Here is a 15,410-nt window from a genome sequence, read left to right as displayed (position 1 = left end):
GTTACTGCGCGCCTGCCCGCCCAGGGTGGTGAACAGCCCCCCCACCAGCACCTTGCCATCGGGCTGCAAGGCAAGGCTATAGACAAGACCACCGGACGCCCCCGGATTGAAGCCCACATCCAGCGTGCCATCGGCGTTGAGCCGAGCGATGCGGCTGCGCGCCTGCCCGCCCACTGTGGCGAAAGCGCCTACCATCAGCACCTTGCCATCGGGCTGCACTGCCAGGCTGTTCACCGTGCCACTGGCATTCGGATTGAAGCCCGCATCCAGCGTGCCATCGACGTTGAGCCGAGCGATGCGGTTGCGCGTTTGCCCGCCTACTGTGGCGAAAGCGCCTCCCATCAGCACCTTGCCATCGGGCTGCACTGCCAGGCTGTTCACCGTGCCACTGGCATCCGGATTGAAGCCCGCATCCAGCGTGCCATCGGCGTTGAGCCGGGCGATGCGGTTGCGCGCCTGCCCGCCCAGGGTGGTGAACTGCCCCCCCACCAGCACCTTGCCATCGGGCTGCACTGCCAGGCTGGTGACAGTATTGCTGGCATCCGGATTGAAGCCCACATCCAGCGTGCCATCAGCGTTGAGCCGAGCGATGCGGTTGCGCGCCTGCCCGCCGACGGTGGCGAACTCACCTGCGACCAGCGCCCTGCCATCGGGCTGCACTGCCACGCTAAAGACCGTCGTGCCATCCGCCCCGATGTCAAAACCTGCATCTACCGTGCCGTCGGCGTTGATGCGCGCTATGTTGTTGCGTGATTGACCGCCCAGGGTGCTAAAACGCCCGCCCACCAGCACTTTGCCATCGGGCTGAACAGCCAGGCTAAGGACATCGTTGTTGCCCTCCAGATTCTGGAAGGTGGTGTCCAGCGTGCCGTTTGCGTTCAGCCGTGCGATATTTCGGCGTGTTTGGCCATCCACCGAATTGAAGGTGCCCCCCATCAACACCTTGCCGTCCGCCAGCACGGCCAGGCTGCGGACTACATCATCAGGACTGGGAGAAAAGGTGGCATCGAGCGTGCCATCGGCATTCAGCCGGGCCACATAGTTGCGCGGCACTCCACCCATGTTGCTGAAAAATCCCCCTGCCAGCACCTTGCCATCCGGCTGCACCACCAAGCTGTAAACCGGGTCGCTGGCTCCTGGGTTGAATGCCGTGTCCAGCGCGCCATTGGCATTCAGTCGCGCAATGAAATTGCGGGTTTGCCCGTCCACTGCTCGGAAATCACCACCGATCACCACCCTGCCGTCGGACTGCACAACAAGGCTCTGGACGGGGGCGTCTGCCCCCACACCGGGGTCGAACGTGGTGTCGAGCGTGCCGTTGGCATGGAGCCGGGCGATGTTATTGCGTAATTGCCCGTCGATGCTGGTGAAGTTGCCACCCACCAGGATCTTGCCGTCTGGCTGCAATGCCAGCGTGTTGACTGCACCGTTTGCATTTGGGTCAAAGCTGGCATCCACCGAGCCATCGGCATTGAGCCGGGCTATGCGGTTGCGCGTCTGGCTCCCCAAAAGGGTAAACCCCCCTCCCAGCAACACTTTTCCATCGGTCTGCACCACTACGCTCAAGACGACATCGTTGGCATCGGGGTCAAACCCATCGAGCGCGCTTTGCGCCGCTGCGGGCTGGGGTACCCACAGCAGCAACAGCACCAGCGCCAACAAGATGACCCACAGCAGCCTCCAGGGCTTGGAACGCCACGCTTGCAGCATGCGCGCCAGGGCTACACAGGGCAGGGCGCTGGCTGTGGAGGGTAACAACGCAGATAAAGGGGCAGATGAAGGAGTAGCTAAAGGAGCAGTTGAAAGCACAGGTTGAGAGTGCATGGCCGGGTGCGGTTCTGGGTTCTGAACGGGGGATTTTTTCTGGCAGTTTCGAGGCAGATGACAGAGCTGGTGAGCGCCCGCGCCTCTTGGCTTCGAAGAAGTCAAAGGGTTGTAACCGAAGTTAACTGCGCCTTCGCCAAAAAAATGATCGCTGGATTGCCGTTGTCGGGATTCACTAACAATAGACGGGGGCTTTGAGTGGGTGGCTGGCACGTTCCGCCGCCGGGTGACTCAAGGCCGAGGCCACGCAGGCAGCACACGCTGTGCCAGCGATACTGCCTTCCTGGTTCACTCTCACCTTTCGGCCGCCCCATGCCCCCCATCGCCGTCATCGACTTTGAAACCACCGGCATCTCGCCCGGCCAGGGCGCGCGCGCCACCGAGGTGGCGATCGTGCTGCTGGAACAAGGCCGGGTGGTGGACCGGTTTCAGAGCCTGATGAAAACCGGCGCGTGGATTCCGTCGTTCATCACCCAGCTCACCGGCATCACCAACGCGATGGTGAACGCCGCGCCCGACGCGGCCGGGGTGATGCAGGACGCCGCGCGCTTTGTGGGCGATGCGCCCATGGTGGCGCACAACGCGGCGTTCGACAGCAAGTTCTGGCAGGCCGAGCTGGCCCTGGCGGGGCTGCCTGCGCCGCAGCCATTTGCGTGCACGGTGCTGTTGTCACGGCGGCTGTACCCCGAGGCGCCCAGCCACAAGCTGGGCACGCTGGTGGACTACCACGGCCTGCCGCGCACGGGCCAGGCGCACCGGGCGCTGGCCGATGCCGAAATGGCGGCCGCGCTGCTGGCGCGCATGCAGCACGACCTGCACACCCGCTGGCGCGTGGCCGAGCCAAGCCATGCACTGCTGCAAGCCCTGCAGCGCTGCGCCAAGCCCAAGGTGGGGGCGCTGCTGGCACGGTATGCGGTGGGCTAGCCAGGCCCGTGAGGGGTGCGCCAAACAGTCCATAGAAACTATCAATTTGATAGCTATCAGGGCATGATGGACGCGCGGAGAAGGCCTTTTTTGTTCAAACTTCTTGCATACTGGGGCCGCGACAGCCCCACACAAGGTGGCTGCGCCCACAACAACCCCCGATGAAAGGTCTTGCCATGGGAATTCTGGTTCTTGGACTGGTGCTTTTTCTGGGTGTGCACTCGGTGCGCATCGTGGCCGATGGCTGGCGCACGCAGACGCTGGCGCGTGTGGGCGAGATGCCGTGGAAGGGGCTGTATTCGCTGGTATCGGCTGTGGGCCTGGCACTCATCGTGTGGGGCTATGGCCTGGCACGGCAGCAGCCCGTGGTGCTGTGGGTGCCGCCCGTGGGCATGCGGCACGCGGCGGCACTGCTCACGCTGATCGCTTTCGTGCTGCTGGCTGCCACCTATGTGCCGCGCAATGCCCTCAAGGCCCGGCTGCACCACCCCATGGTGCTGGGCGTGAAGGTGTGGGCGCTGGCGCATTTGCTGTCCAACGGCAACCTGGCGGATGTGCTGCTGTTTGGCAGCTTCTTGCTGTGGGCCGTGTTGAGCTTTCGCGCTGCGCGCCAGCGCGACCGGGCCCAGGGCAGCACCGTGTACGCGGCGGGCAGTGCAGCGGGCACGGCGGCTGCCGTGGTGGTGGGCCTTGTGGCCTGGGCGGGCTTTGCGTTCTGGGGCCATGCATGGCTGATTGGCGTGGCGCCGCTGGGGCGGTAGCCGGTAGCAGGGGTGGCCAGCGCCCAAATGCCGGAGAATCCGCGCTTTGCGTTTTCTCCTTTCCCTGAGATCTGTATGACCGAAGCCAATACCCCCAGCCCCGCCGATCGGCCTTCCCTGCCCGACCACCTGTCGGTCAACCCCCGCAGTCCGCACCATGTGGCCGCCGTTTTCGAGTACGACATCGGCATCCGCCTCAATGGCAAGGAGCGCTTTGATGTGGAGGAGTACTGCATCAGCGAAGGCTGGGTGAAGGTGCCTGCGGGCAAGACGCTGGACCGCAAGGGCCAGCCGCTGCTCATCAAGATCAAGGGCACGGTCGAAGCGTTCTACAAGTGACCGCTGCACGGGCGGCTGCGCCGCTCGCCCCGGGCACCTGGGTGATCCACTGCGATGGAAGTGCCTGGCCCAACCCCGGGCGCATGGGCCTGGGGGCTGTGCTGACGGGGCCTGATGGAACGGTGCAGCACCAGATTTCCGAAGCCACTACCTACACCGGCTGCAACAACGAAGCCGAGTTGCGCGCGCTCATGTTGTCGCTGCAGTGGCTGGCGCAGCAAGGGCTGGCAGCATCGACGCCGGTGCTGGTGTTCAGTGACAACAGCGTGCTGGTGGAGCAGTTGGGCAGCCAACCCACGGCACCGATTGGGCGGCTGGCAGCGTTGTTTGACGAAGCACGCAGCGCTTTGCAACCCTTCCACAACGTTCGCCTGCAGTGGATTCCGCGCCACCGCAACGGCGCCGCCGATACCCTGGCACGCGCTGCGCTGGGGCTGGCGCCCAAGGTGGCCCTACCGCCAGGGCACCGCGAGAAGAAGAAGCGGCACTGAACACGCCCCCCTCAATCCCCTGCCGCACGGGCCATCAGCAAGGCCTTTTCCTGCGCGTTGCGGGTGAGGCTGGCCGCACGTTCGAACTCGGCCCGCGCCTCGTCCTGCCGGCCCAGCTTGGCCAGCAGATCGCCGCGCACGCTGGGCAGCCAGTGGTAGCGCCGCAGTGCGGGGTCTTGCGCCAGGTCGTCGACCAGTTCCAGCGCGGCCTGCGGCCCGTCGGCCATGCCCACGGCCACGGCGCGGTTCAGTGCCACCACGGGGGACGGAGCCACCTGCAGCAGTGCGTCGTACAGCGCCACGATATGAGGCCAGTCGGTGTCTTGCGCCTGCCTGGCGCGTGCGTGGCAGGCGGCAATGGCGCCCTGCAGTGCGTACGGCCCCCAGGGCTTGCCGGTGCGCGCGAGCTGCTCGGCGTTGTCCAAGGCGGCCAGGCCCCTTCGCAACAGCAGGTGGTCCCAGCGTGCACGGTCCTGGTCCATCAGCAGCACGGGCTGGCCGTGCGCGTTGGTGCGCGCGGGCAGGCGTGAGGCCTGTATTTCCAGCAGGGCCACCAGCCCCTGCACCTCGGGTTCATCGGGCACCAGGCCGGCCAGCACGCGCACCAGGCGTTGTGCCTCACCACACAGCGCGGGGCGCATCCAGTCGTCGCCCGCGGTGGCAGCATAGCCTTCGTTGAAGACCAGGTAGATGACTTCGAGCACCGAGCCCAGACGCGGTGCGCGCTCGCTGGCATCAGGTACTTCAAAAGGCACGCGCGCTGCCGTGAGGCTGCGCTTGGCACGCACGATGCGCTGGGCCACGGTGGGCTCGGGCACGAGGAAGGCGCGCGCGATCTCGGCCGTGGTGAGGCCGCCCAGCAATCGCAGCGTGAGCGCCACCCGTCCTTCCGTGGTCAGCACGGGGTGACAGGCGGTGAAGATGAGGCGCAGCAGGTCGTCGCCAATATCGACCTGCTCGGCGTGCATCAGGGTGTCCACCACGTCGGGCGCGTACTGGGCTTCGAGCGCTTCGAGGTCGTGGCCCAGTGCTTCGTGCTCGCGCTGGTGCAGGGCCTGCTGGCGCAGGTGGTCGATGGCGCGGCGCTTGGCGGTCGTCATGAGCCACGCGGCAGGGTTGGCGGGCAGGCCGGTGGTGGGCCAGTGCTCCAGCGCGGCCACCAGCGCATCCTGCGCCAGCTCCTCGGCCCGGCCCACATCCCGCGTCATGCGCGCCACGCTGGCAATGATGCGCGCGGCCTCGATGCGCCACACCGAGTCGATGCTGCGGTGCAGGGCATCGCGGTCGGGCAGGGCGGGCTCGCTCACGTGCAGTCAGCCCTTGGCCTGGCTGGTATCCACCATGTGAACAAACTCCCAGGTGTGGCCATCCGGGTCGTCAAAGCTGCGCGAGTACATGAAGCCCAGGTCTTGCGCCGGGCGGGGTGTGGTGCCGCCTGCGGCCACGGCCTTGTCCACCAGTGCATCGACCTCTTCGCGACTGCTGCACGAGAGGCACACCAGCACCTCCGACGTGGTGCGTGCATCGGCAATCTTTTTGTTGGTGAAGGTTTGGTAGAAACTCTTGACCAGCAGCATCACGAAGAGGTTCTCGCCCACCACCAGACAGGCGCCCTGGTCGTTGGTGAACTGGGGGTTGAACTCGTAGCCCAGCGCGCGGAAGAACGCCTGCGAGCGGGCCATGTTCTCGATGGGCAGGTTCACGAAAATCTGTGCATGCATGGCGACTTTCCAGAAGGGTGATGACGGTAATGGGAAGCGATGGGTTTGGCAAAGGTGAAGCAGCGGTGGCGCGCGTTCATGTGGCGGGCTTTTGCGTCACGGCCTGCAGGTTGGCCAGGCCATCCTCAAAGTCCTGCCCCACCATGCGGTCCATGTTGAAGACCAAGTGGGCGATCTTGGCCAGATAGGGCACGGGGCCCTGCATGGCCCAGGTCACGCGGGTGGCCTCTGCGCCTTCGGGTTGCAGCGTGAATTCCACCTGGTTGTGCGCTTCAAAGGGCTTCACAAAGTCGAGCTTCATGCCCACGCGGCGGGGCGCAGTGGCTTCGACGATCTCCATGCTGCCCACGCCCACCTTGTCACTCTGCCAGGCGTAGCGTGCGCCAGGGCCGCTGGTGGTGGCGCTGTACTGGCCCTGGATGGCCGGGTCCTTGCGTTCATACGGGTTCCAGGTGTTGAACTGGCGCAGGTCGTGGATGAGCCCGTACACCCGCTCGGGCGATGCAGTAATCACGCGGCTGCGCTCTACGCGGAAGGTGTCGGGGCGGGTGGCGGCAAACGCCAGCAGCAGCGCCAGGGCCACCAGCAGCACGAGGGCGATGGTCTTGATCATGGGAATGTCCTTCACTCCGGGCATCAGCCGCGCAGGGCTTCGAGGTCGCGGAACTGTTCGACGCCATCCACCCCGGCAAAGTCCTCCATCTCATAGAGCTGGCGCACTTCGATCTCGGCGTCGAGCCCTTCGCCACGCGGGTTGGGAAAGCGGCGGGTCCATTCCAGCGCCTCGTCGCGGCTGCGCACCTGGATGAGCGTGTAGCCCGCGATCAGCTCCTTGGTCTCGGTGAAAGGGCCGTCGGTGACGGTGCGGGCGCCACTGGCGCTGTAGCCCACGCGCCAGCCTTTGGCCGACGGCTGCAGGCCACTGGCGTCCAGCAGCACGCCAGCGCGCGCCAGTTCTTCGTGGTAGCGGGCCATCGCGGTCATCAGGGCTGCGGTCGGCATGCAGCCTTGTTCGGATTCGGCGGTGGCCTGGATGATGATCATGAAGCGCATGGGAAAGTCCTCCAGAAGTCGTGGATACAAGGTCGGGCCACAGTGCAATGCATGGCCTTCCCCTGTACGACGAGCGGGGTCACGCGTTTTCGACAGCGATCCTGAAAAATCCGGAAAATTTTTTGCGGCCTGCTGCCGGGGAAACCGCTGCGCCAGGCCTGCGCCTACTCGTAGCAGGGTGCCAGCTCGCGCACCTCGACCGTGGCCCACTCAGCCGCCGGGCATTCGCGGGCGATGGCAATGGCTTCGTCGCGCGTGGCGCAGTCGATGAGAAAGAAGCCGCCCACCATTTCCTTGGTCTCGGCAAACGGCCCGTCGGTCAGGCTGGGCTGCCCATCGCGCACCTGCAAGCGCACCGCCTGCTCGGTGGAGGCCAGCGACTCGCTGGCGCGCAGCAGGCCCCGGGCCTGAAGCCCTTCGCCAAAACGCTGCATGCGCGCATAGGCCTCCTGCCCACCCGCCAGCCCCCGCTCGGCGCGCTGACCGTGGGGTTCCATGATGAGCAGCATGTAGGGCATGGGCGTCTCCTGAACACAAGGAAAAAGGGGGGTGAGGCCCATCAGGGCCGCCATCCTGGCAGTGGATTTTGCTATTATTTTTATAGCTTAAAGTACTTATCTGTCGCGCGGTGGCAGCCAATTTTTATCATATTCTTGCGCGCTGCAGCAGGCCTGTGCTATCTTTGGCGCCCTATGCAACGCAGCATGCTCCTATCCACCCTATCGCTAGGCCTAGTGCCTGGCCGGGGTCTGCCTGCGTTCGCCACCCTCGTTGCCTGACTCGCTCAGCGCAACACCTGATCTCCCCCTGACCCCGGCCCGCGAACCAGCCTTTGCACACGCAAAGGGCTGCAGGGGATGTCACTCGTATTGATTTCGATTGACCCGTGCACCGTGCCTGATTTGCACACCGCACACCGTTCGTGGAGCCTCTCATGATTGCCAAGCCCGCTACCAAGTACCAGCCCATCGCCCCCATTGCACTCGCCGATCGCCAATGGCCCAGCCGCAGCATCACCCGCGCCCCCCGGTGGCTCTCCACCGACCTGCGCGATGGCAACCAGGCGCTGTTCGAGCCCATGAACGGCGAGCGCAAGATGAAGCTCTTTCACGAACTGGTGCGCATCGGCTTCAAGGAGATCGAGGTCGGCTTTCCCGCCGCATCGCAGACGGACTTTGACTTTGTGCGCCGCCTCATCGACGAGAACCTGATCCCCGACGATGTGACGATCATGGTCATGACCCAGTCGCGCGAGGACCTGATCGCCCGCACGGTGGAAGCGGTGAAAGGCGCGCCGCGCGCCATCGTGCACCTCTACAACGCCACCGCACCCGCCTGGCGGCGCATTGTGTTCGGCATGAACGTGACGCAGGTGATGCAGCTCATCAGTCACCACGTGGGCTACCTCAAGCAGCTGACCGACGCCCAGCCCAACACGCAGTGGACCTTGCAGTATTCGCCCGAAACCTTCAGCGCCACCGAACTCAGCGTGTCGCTCAAGGCCTGCCAGACGGCGATTGCCGCATGGAACGCCGGCCCCGGCCGCCCCATCATCATCAACCTGCCCACCACGGTGGAGAACGCCACGCCCAACGTGTTTGCCGACCAGATCGAGTGGATGGACCGACACCTCAGCCCGCGGGAGCACATCGTGCTCTCGGTGCACCCGCACAACGACCGGGGCACGGGCGTGGCGGCGGCGGAACTCGCCATGATGGCCGGTGCCGACCGCGTGGAAGGCTGCCTCTTTGGCAACGGCGAGCGCTGCGGCAATGTGGACATCGTGACCTTGGCGCTCAACATGTACACGCAGGGCGTGCACCCGAACCTCGACTTCTCGGACATCACCTCCGTGGCGCGCATTGCCGAGGAATGCACCGCCTTGCCCGTGCACCCACGCCACCCGTATGCAGGCGACCTGGTGTTCACCGCGTTTTCGGGCTCGCACCAGGACGCGATCAAGAAGGGCTTTGCCGCGCAGGACCCGAATGCGCTGTGGGAAGTGCCGTATCTGCCCATTGACCCCGCCGACCTGGGGCGCACCTACGACAGCGTGATCCGCGTGAACAGCCAGTCGGGCAAGGGTGGCATTGCCTTCTTGCTGGAGCGCGAACACGGCGTGGTGATGCCACGCCGCATGCAGGTGGAGTTCAGCGCCGTGGTGCAGCGCCAGACGGATGCGAGCGAAAGCGAGATGACGGGCGATGCGCTGTGGAGCCTGTTCCAGGCCACCTACCTGCAGACCCCTGTGCACGCCACAACACAGGCCACCATCACTTGCCATAGCCACAAGCTGGACGAAGACGGGCAAGGCATCGAGCTCGATGTGACCATCAATGGCACGCGCCAGCATTTGCGCGGCCAGGGCAACGGCCCAATCGCTGCGGCGGTGGATGCGCTCGGCCTGCCGCTGCGGGTGGACCACTATGAGGAGCGCGCCACCGGCACCGGCGCCAACGCCCAGGCACTGGCCATCGTAGAAGCCGCGATGGACGGCGTGGCGGGCGCTACTTTTGGCGCGGGGGCCAGCCACAACATCGTGACGGCTTCGGTGCAGGCCATCGTGTGCGTGGCCAACCGGTTGATGATGCGCCGCCCACAGGCCACAACGCCCGCAACGGCAGCTGCCATGGTGCATGCCGATTGAGCAGCGGGTGGTGACGGGATACTGTAAAAAAGATAGCTGTCCGCGCTTGATGGTCAGGCGCAGACGGCATTTTCAACCAATATCCCCAGCGCATGGACGGGGTAGGGGCACGCCCCACGCCCCATCCGTTACCCTTCGTTCCATGCGCGTTTTTCACCGCCTGGCTTTTGCCACTTGCACCGCCGCCCTGTTGGTCCTTGCCGGATGTGGCACATCACGGCCCCCGCCGCCGCCAACAGCCTCCGCGCCCTTGCGCACCACACCGCCGCTCACGGCCGAGCAGGCACACGACATTGCCATCCACGCCCTGGGGCTGGTGGGCACGCCGTACCGCTTTGGCGGAAACACGCCCGACTCTGGCTTTGACTGCAGCGGCCTCATCGGCTACGTGTACCGCAACCAGGTGGGTACACCGCCTCCACGTACGGTGGCCCAGCTCAACACCTGGGGCGCCCCCATCGACAGCAGCGAGCTGCGCACGGGCGACCTGGTGGTGTTCGGCACCGGCCGCCAACCCAGCCATGCGGGCATCTACGTGGGCGAAGGGCGGTTTGTGCATGCGCCGTCCACCGGCGGCACGGTGCGGCTCGATCACCTGCAGTCGCGCCATTGGGCGCGGCAGAATGCGGCGTTTCGCAGGCCGTAGAGGCTCCCCCTGAGTCGTCTTCGGCGCCTTCCCCCTGGGGGGGACGACGCACTCGCTGCGGGGCGGCCCTTGCTCTGCGTCACAGGCCTGGGCCGCGCCAGTTCCAGGCCGTGTGACCACATCTTTGGCCAATGGGCAACGGCGGCTCCGCGACAATCGGGGCCACCATGACCCACGCACACCGCTCCGCTACCCCCATTTCCACCCACGACACCACGCGCATTGACGACACGCGCATCAAGGCCGTGCGCCCGCTGATTACGCCTGCGCTGCTGCAGGAATGGCTGCCAGCGCCCGACGCCGCGCAGGCGCTGGTCGAATCCAGCCGTGCCGCGATCTCGCGCGTGCTGCACGGGCAGGATGACCGGCTCATCGTGGTGGTGGGGCCCTGCTCCATACATGACCACGACCAGGCGATGGAGTACGCGCGGCAGCTCAAGGCGCAGGCCGACGCGCTGCAGGAAGACTTGCTGGTCGTGATGCGTGTGTACTTTGAAAAGCCCCGCACCACCGTCGGCTGGAAGGGCTACATCAACGATCCGCACCTGGACGGCAGCTTCGCCATCAACGAAGGTCTGGAGCTGGCACGCCGGTTGCTGCTGGATGTGCTGGCGCTGGGCCTGCCCGTGGGCACCGAGTTTCTGGACCTGCTGTCGCCACAGTTCATCAGCGACCTGGTGAGCTGGGGCGCCATCGGTGCGCGCACGACCGAGAGCCAGAGTCACCGGCAGCTGGCCAGCGGCCTGTCGTGCCCCGTGGGTTTCAAGAACGGCACCGATGGTGGCGTGAAGGTGGCGAGCGACGCCATCCAGGCCGCGCAAGCATCGCACGCCTTCATGGGCATGACCAAGATGGGCCAGTCCGCCATCTTTGAAACGCGCGGCAACCAGGATTGCCATGTGATCCTGCGCGGCGGCAAGCAGCCCAACTACAGCGCCGCCGATGTGGATGCGACCTGCGCCGTGCTCAAGGCTGCCGGGCTGCGCGAGCAGGTGATGATCGACGTGAGCCACGCCAACAGCAGCAAACAGCACCAGCGCCAGATCACGGTGGCCGATGAAGTGGCCCAGCAGATTGCTGCAGGCGATGCACGCATCACCGGCCTGATGATCGAGAGCCACCTGCAAGAAGGCCGCCAGGACATCGTGCCCGGCCAGCCGCTGGCGCATGGCGTGTCGGTGACCGATGCCTGCATCAGCCTGGCACAGACCGTGCCGGTGCTTGAAGGGCTGGCAGCTGCCGTCCGGGCACGGCGTTCGCAGGCTTGAAACCAGCGCATAGCTTGGCGACAAGCAAGCTATCGCGCAGCGGCGGGATCGATGCTGTGACCATGATCAGGAGCGATGTTCTTTTGGGACAAACCCGCAGAGTGCAGTACATCAACGCGAGCCTGCGCGGTGTAGCATTGCTCTTTTAAACAAGTGTGGTCCGGGCGTTTGCGACTTGCTGCAGCGGCTGGGCCACCCGGCATGTGCCGCTTTACCGCCCCACTTCCTTGTCGACGCAACTCCGGCCCTCCTACAACCCTACCCAGGCAGCAAGGTGTCTGGGGGTTGGGTGCGTCCCCCTGGGCCAGGTCTCAGCGTGACCACCATGCCGCTTGCGCACGCAACCCACGAGGCCGCGCGGCTCCATGCACTGCAGTCCTATGCCATCCTGGATACGCCCCCGGAAGACGCGTTTGACCAGCTGGCCACGCTGGCAGCCCGCGTTTGCAACTGCCCCATGGCCGTGGTCAATTTCGTGGACAGCGAGCGTCAATGGTTCAAGGCGGCTGTGGGCGTGCCTTTCGCACAGACCGACCGCGCCATCGCCTTTTGCGCCCATGCACTGGACGGCAATCGCGAAGCCATGGTGGTGCCAGACGCCCGCGAACACCCTGCATTCGCAGGCAACCCGCTGGTGCTGGTCGAACCCCGTGTCCGTTTTTATGCCTGTGTGCCTCTTGTCACGCCAGAGGGGTTTGCGCTAGGAACGCTGGCGGTGCTGGACACCGTGCCACGCGCACTGGCAGGCGAACAGCTCGACGGCCTGAAGATACTGGCAGGGCAGGCCATGGTGCAGCTGGAGCTTCGCCGCCAAAAGCGCCTGCTGGCCCAGCTGGTGCAAGAGCGTGACCAGATGCACGCGGAGTTGTTGGCCCAGGGTGATGCGCTGCGCGCGGCAGGAAAAATTGCGCGCATCGGAGGATGGACGGTAGAGCTGCCCAGCCTGCAGCTGACCTGGTCGCAGGAGATCGCTGCTGCCTACGGACTTACCCACCGCGTAGGCGGCCTCTCCCAGGTGCTGCAGCTGTACACCCCGCCCTACCGGATGCAGATGCAAAAAGCATTCGACGAATGCATGCACCATGGCACCCCCTTTGACTTGGAGGCCGAGGTGGCCATGCCGGGCGGCAGGCAATTCTGGGTGCGAACCGCCGGGCAGGCAGTGCGTGATGCCAGTGGCCAGATCATCCGCATCCAGGGGGCCTTCCAGGACATTTCTGTACAGCACCATGCGCGCCAGGCACGCCGCGAGAGCGAAGAGCGTTTTCACCTGGTCTCACGCGCCACTGCCGATGCCGTGTGGGACTGGAACCTGAACACCGATGCCATGTGGTGGAACGAGGGCATGCAGAACCTGTTCGGCGTTCCGCTCGACGAGCTGCCGCCTGACAGCAGCTCCTGGACCCAGCGGCTGCACCCCGAGGACAGCCAGGAAATCCTGCCGGGCATCCACAAAGCCATTCACGGCACAGACAACCACTGGTCGGCCGAATACCGTTTTCTGCGGCAGGATGGCACGTATGCCTGGGTGCTGGACCGAGGCTTCCTGATTCGCGACTCCACCGGCAAGGCCGTGCGCATGGTGGGCGGCATGACCGACATCAGCACACAGAAGCAGACCGAAATCGAAGCACAGCGCGACGCGAAAAACCACGCGGAGCTGCTGCATGTGCAGCAGCGCATCTCGTCTCTGGACATGCCCTTGCCCGAGGTGCTGCAACTGGTGGCAGCAACGGTGATGCACCAGACCCACGCGCGGGGCGCCATGGTGGAGCTGCTTCAGGGCCGCCAGCTGGTGGCGCAGGCCTCGGCGGGCGACCATGTACGGCCCGTGGGCAACCTGCTGCCGGTGGACCAGAGCCTGCTGTGGCCCGCGCTCAGCCAGGGCCAGACAGTGGTGTGCAACGACACCCGGGCCGAGGGCTGGGACATGGCCTCGATGCCACACCGCCATGGCGTTCTGTCGGTGATGGCTGTCCCGCTGCGCAGCGGCGATGCCATTGTGGGCTCGCTCAAGGTCACCTCGGACAAGACCAACGCGTTCTCGCGGCGCGACGTGGCCCACCTGGAGATCCTCACCGAATCCCTGGGCGCCATGGTGCAGTTGCGTCATGTGGCCGGGCAGCTGCGCGCGTCCGAACTGCAATACCGCATGCTGTTTGACGAGCACCCGCACCCGATGTGGGTGTATGACAAGGAAACACAACGCCTGGTCGCCGTGAACCAGTCGATGGAGAAGCACTACGGCTACACCGAAGCCGAGCTTCTGGACATGTGCATGACGGACCTGTGGCCGCCCGAGCGGCGCGAAAGCGTGCGCGCCACCATCGACGCCATTCCCATGGACCAGCGCAACAAGCCGGTCATCAGCCGCCATGTCAAAAAAGATGGCTCGTTTATGGACGTGGAGATCACGGCGGGCAGCATCAGCTTCAATGGCCGCCCAGCCCGCCAGGTGCTTGCAACTGACGTGACCGAGCGCCTGCGTACCGAACGGGAACTCGCGCGCATGGGCCGCGCGCAGCGCCTCTTGAGCGCATGCAACGAAACACTGGTGCGTGCCACCTCCGAAACGGCCCTGCTGCAGGCCATCTGTCAGATTGCCGTGGACATTGGTGGCTACCGCATGGGCTGGGTAGGGTTGGCGCTGGACGATGAACACAAGTCCATTCAGCCCGTGGCCCACGCTGGCTACAACGAACACTACCTGGACAACTTGCACCTGTCCTGGTCGGCCGACGACCCCTATGGGCGCGGCCCGGCAGGCATGGCCATCCGCTCGGGCCAGCCGGTGATCGTGCAGGACATCCGCACCGAAGGCGACTTTGCGGACTGGACCGAGCGCATGCTGGACCACGGTTTCCACGGCGTGATCTGCCTGCCGCTGCAGCAGCGTGGACAGGACCGCGCTTTTGGCCTGCTCTACCTGTACGCACCGGACATCCTGCAGATCAGCCCCGAAGAGGCCGCGCTGCTGCAGGAGCTGGCCAGCGACCTCGCCTTTGGCATCACCAGCCTGCGCGCGCACAAGGCGCAGCAGCGGCTGCAGGCCTCGGTGCTCAAGGTAGCGGCGGCCGTGTCAGCCAGCACGGGCACAGAGTTTTTTGTGCAGCTGGTGCGTAACATGGCCGACGCACTGGATGCCCAGGGGGGCTGTGTGGTGCGGCTGCTGCCCGCCTCGACCCGGAACCAGGCCCCCCGTGTGGTGACGCTGGCCGCCGTGCTCGATGGCCAGATGCTGCCGAATGACGAATACACCCTGGCCGGCACCCCCAGCCTGCTGCTGATGTCGCAGCGCACCCATGTGGTGACTGACAAGGTCCAGCAGCTCTACCCCGAGGCCCCCATACTGGCCAAGGTGGGCGCCCAGGGTTATGCGGGCCAGCAGCTGTGCAATGCCGACGGCGAGGTGGTGGGCATCGTGTTCGTGCTGTTCCGCCAGGCGATTGCAGAGACCGACTTCATCACCTCCACGCTGCAGATCTTTGCCTCGCGCGCCTCGGCCGAGATCGAGCGCCAGCTGGCCGACGCCCGTATCCGCCACCAGGCCTCGCTGCTGGACAAGGCGCAGGACGCCATCGTGGTACGCGACCTGGAGCACCGCGCCATCTACTGGAACAAAAGCGCAGAGCGGCTGTACGGCTGGTCGCAACTGCAGGCACTGGGCCAGTCCATAGACACCCTGCTCTACGACGACCCTGCGCATTTCCGCCACGCCACGCAGACAGTGCTGGAG

General features: G+C 65.4%; 14 protein-coding genes. 8 read left to right on the top strand and 6 right to left on the bottom strand.

Annotated features, from left to right (window positions below; all coding sequences use genetic code 11):
• On the bottom strand, positions 1 to 1,710 hold a 1,710-nt coding region (locus DBR12_RS02935), incomplete at its 3' end, for a delta-60 repeat domain-containing protein (RefSeq protein ID WP_199226619.1).
• A gap of 426 nt (positions 1,711 to 2,136) precedes the next feature.
• On the opposite strand from DBR12_RS02935, the gene DBR12_RS02930 reads away from it, so the two are divergent.
• The 4 genes from DBR12_RS02930 to DBR12_RS02915 all read left to right on the top strand — a co-directional run bounded on the left by DBR12_RS02930 (position 2,137) and on the right by DBR12_RS02915 (position 4,339).
• Entirely contained in the window at positions 2,137 to 2,748 is a 612-nt protein-coding gene (locus tag DBR12_RS02930) for a PolC-type DNA polymerase III (RefSeq protein WP_108615874.1), read from the top strand.
• Positions 2,749 to 2,924: 176 nt separating this feature from the next.
• A complete protein-coding gene (locus tag DBR12_RS02925; RefSeq protein WP_108615877.1) occupies positions 2,925 to 3,509 on the top strand; it encodes an NnrU family protein in 585 nt (194 codons plus the stop codon).
• 75 nt (positions 3,510 to 3,584) lie between these two features.
• Positions 3,585 to 3,848 (top strand): DUF3297 family protein, encoded by a 264-nt coding sequence (locus DBR12_RS02920; protein WP_108615873.1) that lies wholly within the window; start codon positions 3,585 to 3,587, stop codon positions 3,846 to 3,848.
• Complete coding sequence (locus DBR12_RS02915) at positions 3,845 to 4,339, top strand: ribonuclease HI family protein (RefSeq protein WP_108615872.1); 495 nt, start codon at positions 3,845 to 3,847, stop codon at positions 4,337 to 4,339. Before DBR12_RS02920 ends, DBR12_RS02915 begins: the two co-directional genes overlap by 4 nt.
• Positions 4,340 to 4,350: 11 nt before the next feature.
• On the opposite strand, the gene DBR12_RS02910 is transcribed toward DBR12_RS02915, so the two are convergent.
• The 5 genes from DBR12_RS02910 to DBR12_RS02890 all read right to left on the bottom strand — a co-directional run bounded on the left by DBR12_RS02910 (position 4,351) and on the right by DBR12_RS02890 (position 7,631).
• Positions 4,351 to 5,646, bottom strand: coding sequence for an RNA polymerase sigma factor (locus DBR12_RS02910; RefSeq protein ID WP_199226618.1), 1,296 nt, complete (start codon positions 5,644 to 5,646; stop codon positions 4,351 to 4,353).
• A gap of 6 nt (positions 5,647 to 5,652) precedes the next feature.
• Positions 5,653 to 6,060 (bottom strand): VOC family protein, encoded by a 408-nt coding sequence (locus DBR12_RS02905; protein WP_108615871.1) that lies wholly within the window; start codon positions 6,058 to 6,060, stop codon positions 5,653 to 5,655.
• Between the two features lie 76 nt (positions 6,061 to 6,136).
• Positions 6,137 to 6,673, bottom strand: a complete 537-nt coding sequence (locus DBR12_RS02900; RefSeq protein WP_108615870.1) for an SRPBCC family protein — start codon at positions 6,671 to 6,673, stop codon at positions 6,137 to 6,139.
• A gap of 23 nt (positions 6,674 to 6,696) precedes the next feature.
• Positions 6,697 to 7,113, bottom strand: coding sequence for a YciI family protein (locus DBR12_RS02895; protein ID WP_108615869.1), 417 nt, complete (start codon positions 7,111 to 7,113; stop codon positions 6,697 to 6,699).
• Between the two features lie 164 nt (positions 7,114 to 7,277).
• Complete coding sequence (locus DBR12_RS02890; protein WP_108615868.1) at positions 7,278 to 7,631, bottom strand: YciI family protein; 354 nt, start codon at positions 7,629 to 7,631, stop codon at positions 7,278 to 7,280.
• A 416-nt stretch (positions 7,632 to 8,047) separates the two neighbouring features.
• On the opposite strand from DBR12_RS02890, the gene leuA reads away from it, so the two are divergent.
• The 4 genes from leuA to DBR12_RS02870 all read left to right on the top strand — a co-directional run.
• Positions 8,048 to 9,760: a 2-isopropylmalate synthase gene (gene leuA, locus DBR12_RS02885; protein WP_108615867.1), complete on the top strand. Its 1,713-nt coding sequence runs from the start codon at positions 8,048 to 8,050 to the stop codon at positions 9,758 to 9,760.
• A 142-nt stretch (positions 9,761 to 9,902) separates the two neighbouring features.
• Positions 9,903 to 10,406 (top strand): C40 family peptidase, encoded by a 504-nt coding sequence (locus DBR12_RS02880; protein ID WP_108615866.1) that lies wholly within the window; start codon positions 9,903 to 9,905, stop codon positions 10,404 to 10,406.
• A 167-nt stretch (positions 10,407 to 10,573) separates the two neighbouring features.
• Complete coding sequence (locus DBR12_RS02875; protein WP_108615865.1) at positions 10,574 to 11,674, top strand: 3-deoxy-7-phosphoheptulonate synthase; 1,101 nt, start codon at positions 10,574 to 10,576, stop codon at positions 11,672 to 11,674.
• 325 nt (positions 11,675 to 11,999) lie between these two features.
• On the top strand, positions 12,000 to 15,410 hold a 3,411-nt coding region (locus tag DBR12_RS02870), incomplete at its 3' end, for a PAS domain S-box protein (protein WP_108615875.1).

Origin of the sequence: Acidovorax sp. HMWF029 (assembly GCF_003060895.1) — a bacterium.
Lineage (GTDB): Bacteria > Pseudomonadota > Gammaproteobacteria > Burkholderiales > Burkholderiaceae_C > Acidovorax.
This window is presented reverse-complemented; position numbering and strand designations above follow the sequence as displayed.

What these genes read in the sequence shown, in the direction of transcription:
- DBR12_RS02900 (WP_108615870.1), bottom strand. Translation starts at nt 6,673, where the DNA reads ATGATCAAGACCATCGCCCTCGTGCTGCTGGTGGCCCTGGCGCTGCTG.
- DBR12_RS02875 (WP_108615865.1), top strand. Translation starts at nt 10,574, where the DNA reads ATGACCCACGCACACCGCTCCGCTACCCCCATTTCCACCCACGACACC.
- DBR12_RS02905 (WP_108615871.1), bottom strand. Translation starts at nt 6,060, where the DNA reads ATGCATGCACAGATTTTCGTGAACCTGCCCATCGAGAACATGGCCCGC.
- DBR12_RS02920 (WP_108615873.1), top strand. Translation starts at nt 3,585, where the DNA reads ATGACCGAAGCCAATACCCCCAGCCCCGCCGATCGGCCTTCCCTGCCC.
- DBR12_RS02890 (WP_108615868.1), bottom strand. Translation starts at nt 7,631, where the DNA reads ATGCCCTACATGCTGCTCATCATGGAACCCCACGGTCAGCGCGCCGAG.
- DBR12_RS02925 (WP_108615877.1), top strand. Translation starts at nt 2,925, where the DNA reads ATGGGAATTCTGGTTCTTGGACTGGTGCTTTTTCTGGGTGTGCACTCG.
- DBR12_RS02930 (WP_108615874.1), top strand. Translation starts at nt 2,137, where the DNA reads ATGCCCCCCATCGCCGTCATCGACTTTGAAACCACCGGCATCTCGCCC.
- DBR12_RS02880 (WP_108615866.1), top strand. Translation starts at nt 9,903, where the DNA reads ATGCGCGTTTTTCACCGCCTGGCTTTTGCCACTTGCACCGCCGCCCTG.
- leuA (WP_108615867.1), top strand. Translation starts at nt 8,048, where the DNA reads ATGATTGCCAAGCCCGCTACCAAGTACCAGCCCATCGCCCCCATTGCA.
- DBR12_RS02895 (WP_108615869.1), bottom strand. Translation starts at nt 7,113, where the DNA reads ATGCGCTTCATGATCATCATCCAGGCCACCGCCGAATCCGAACAAGGC.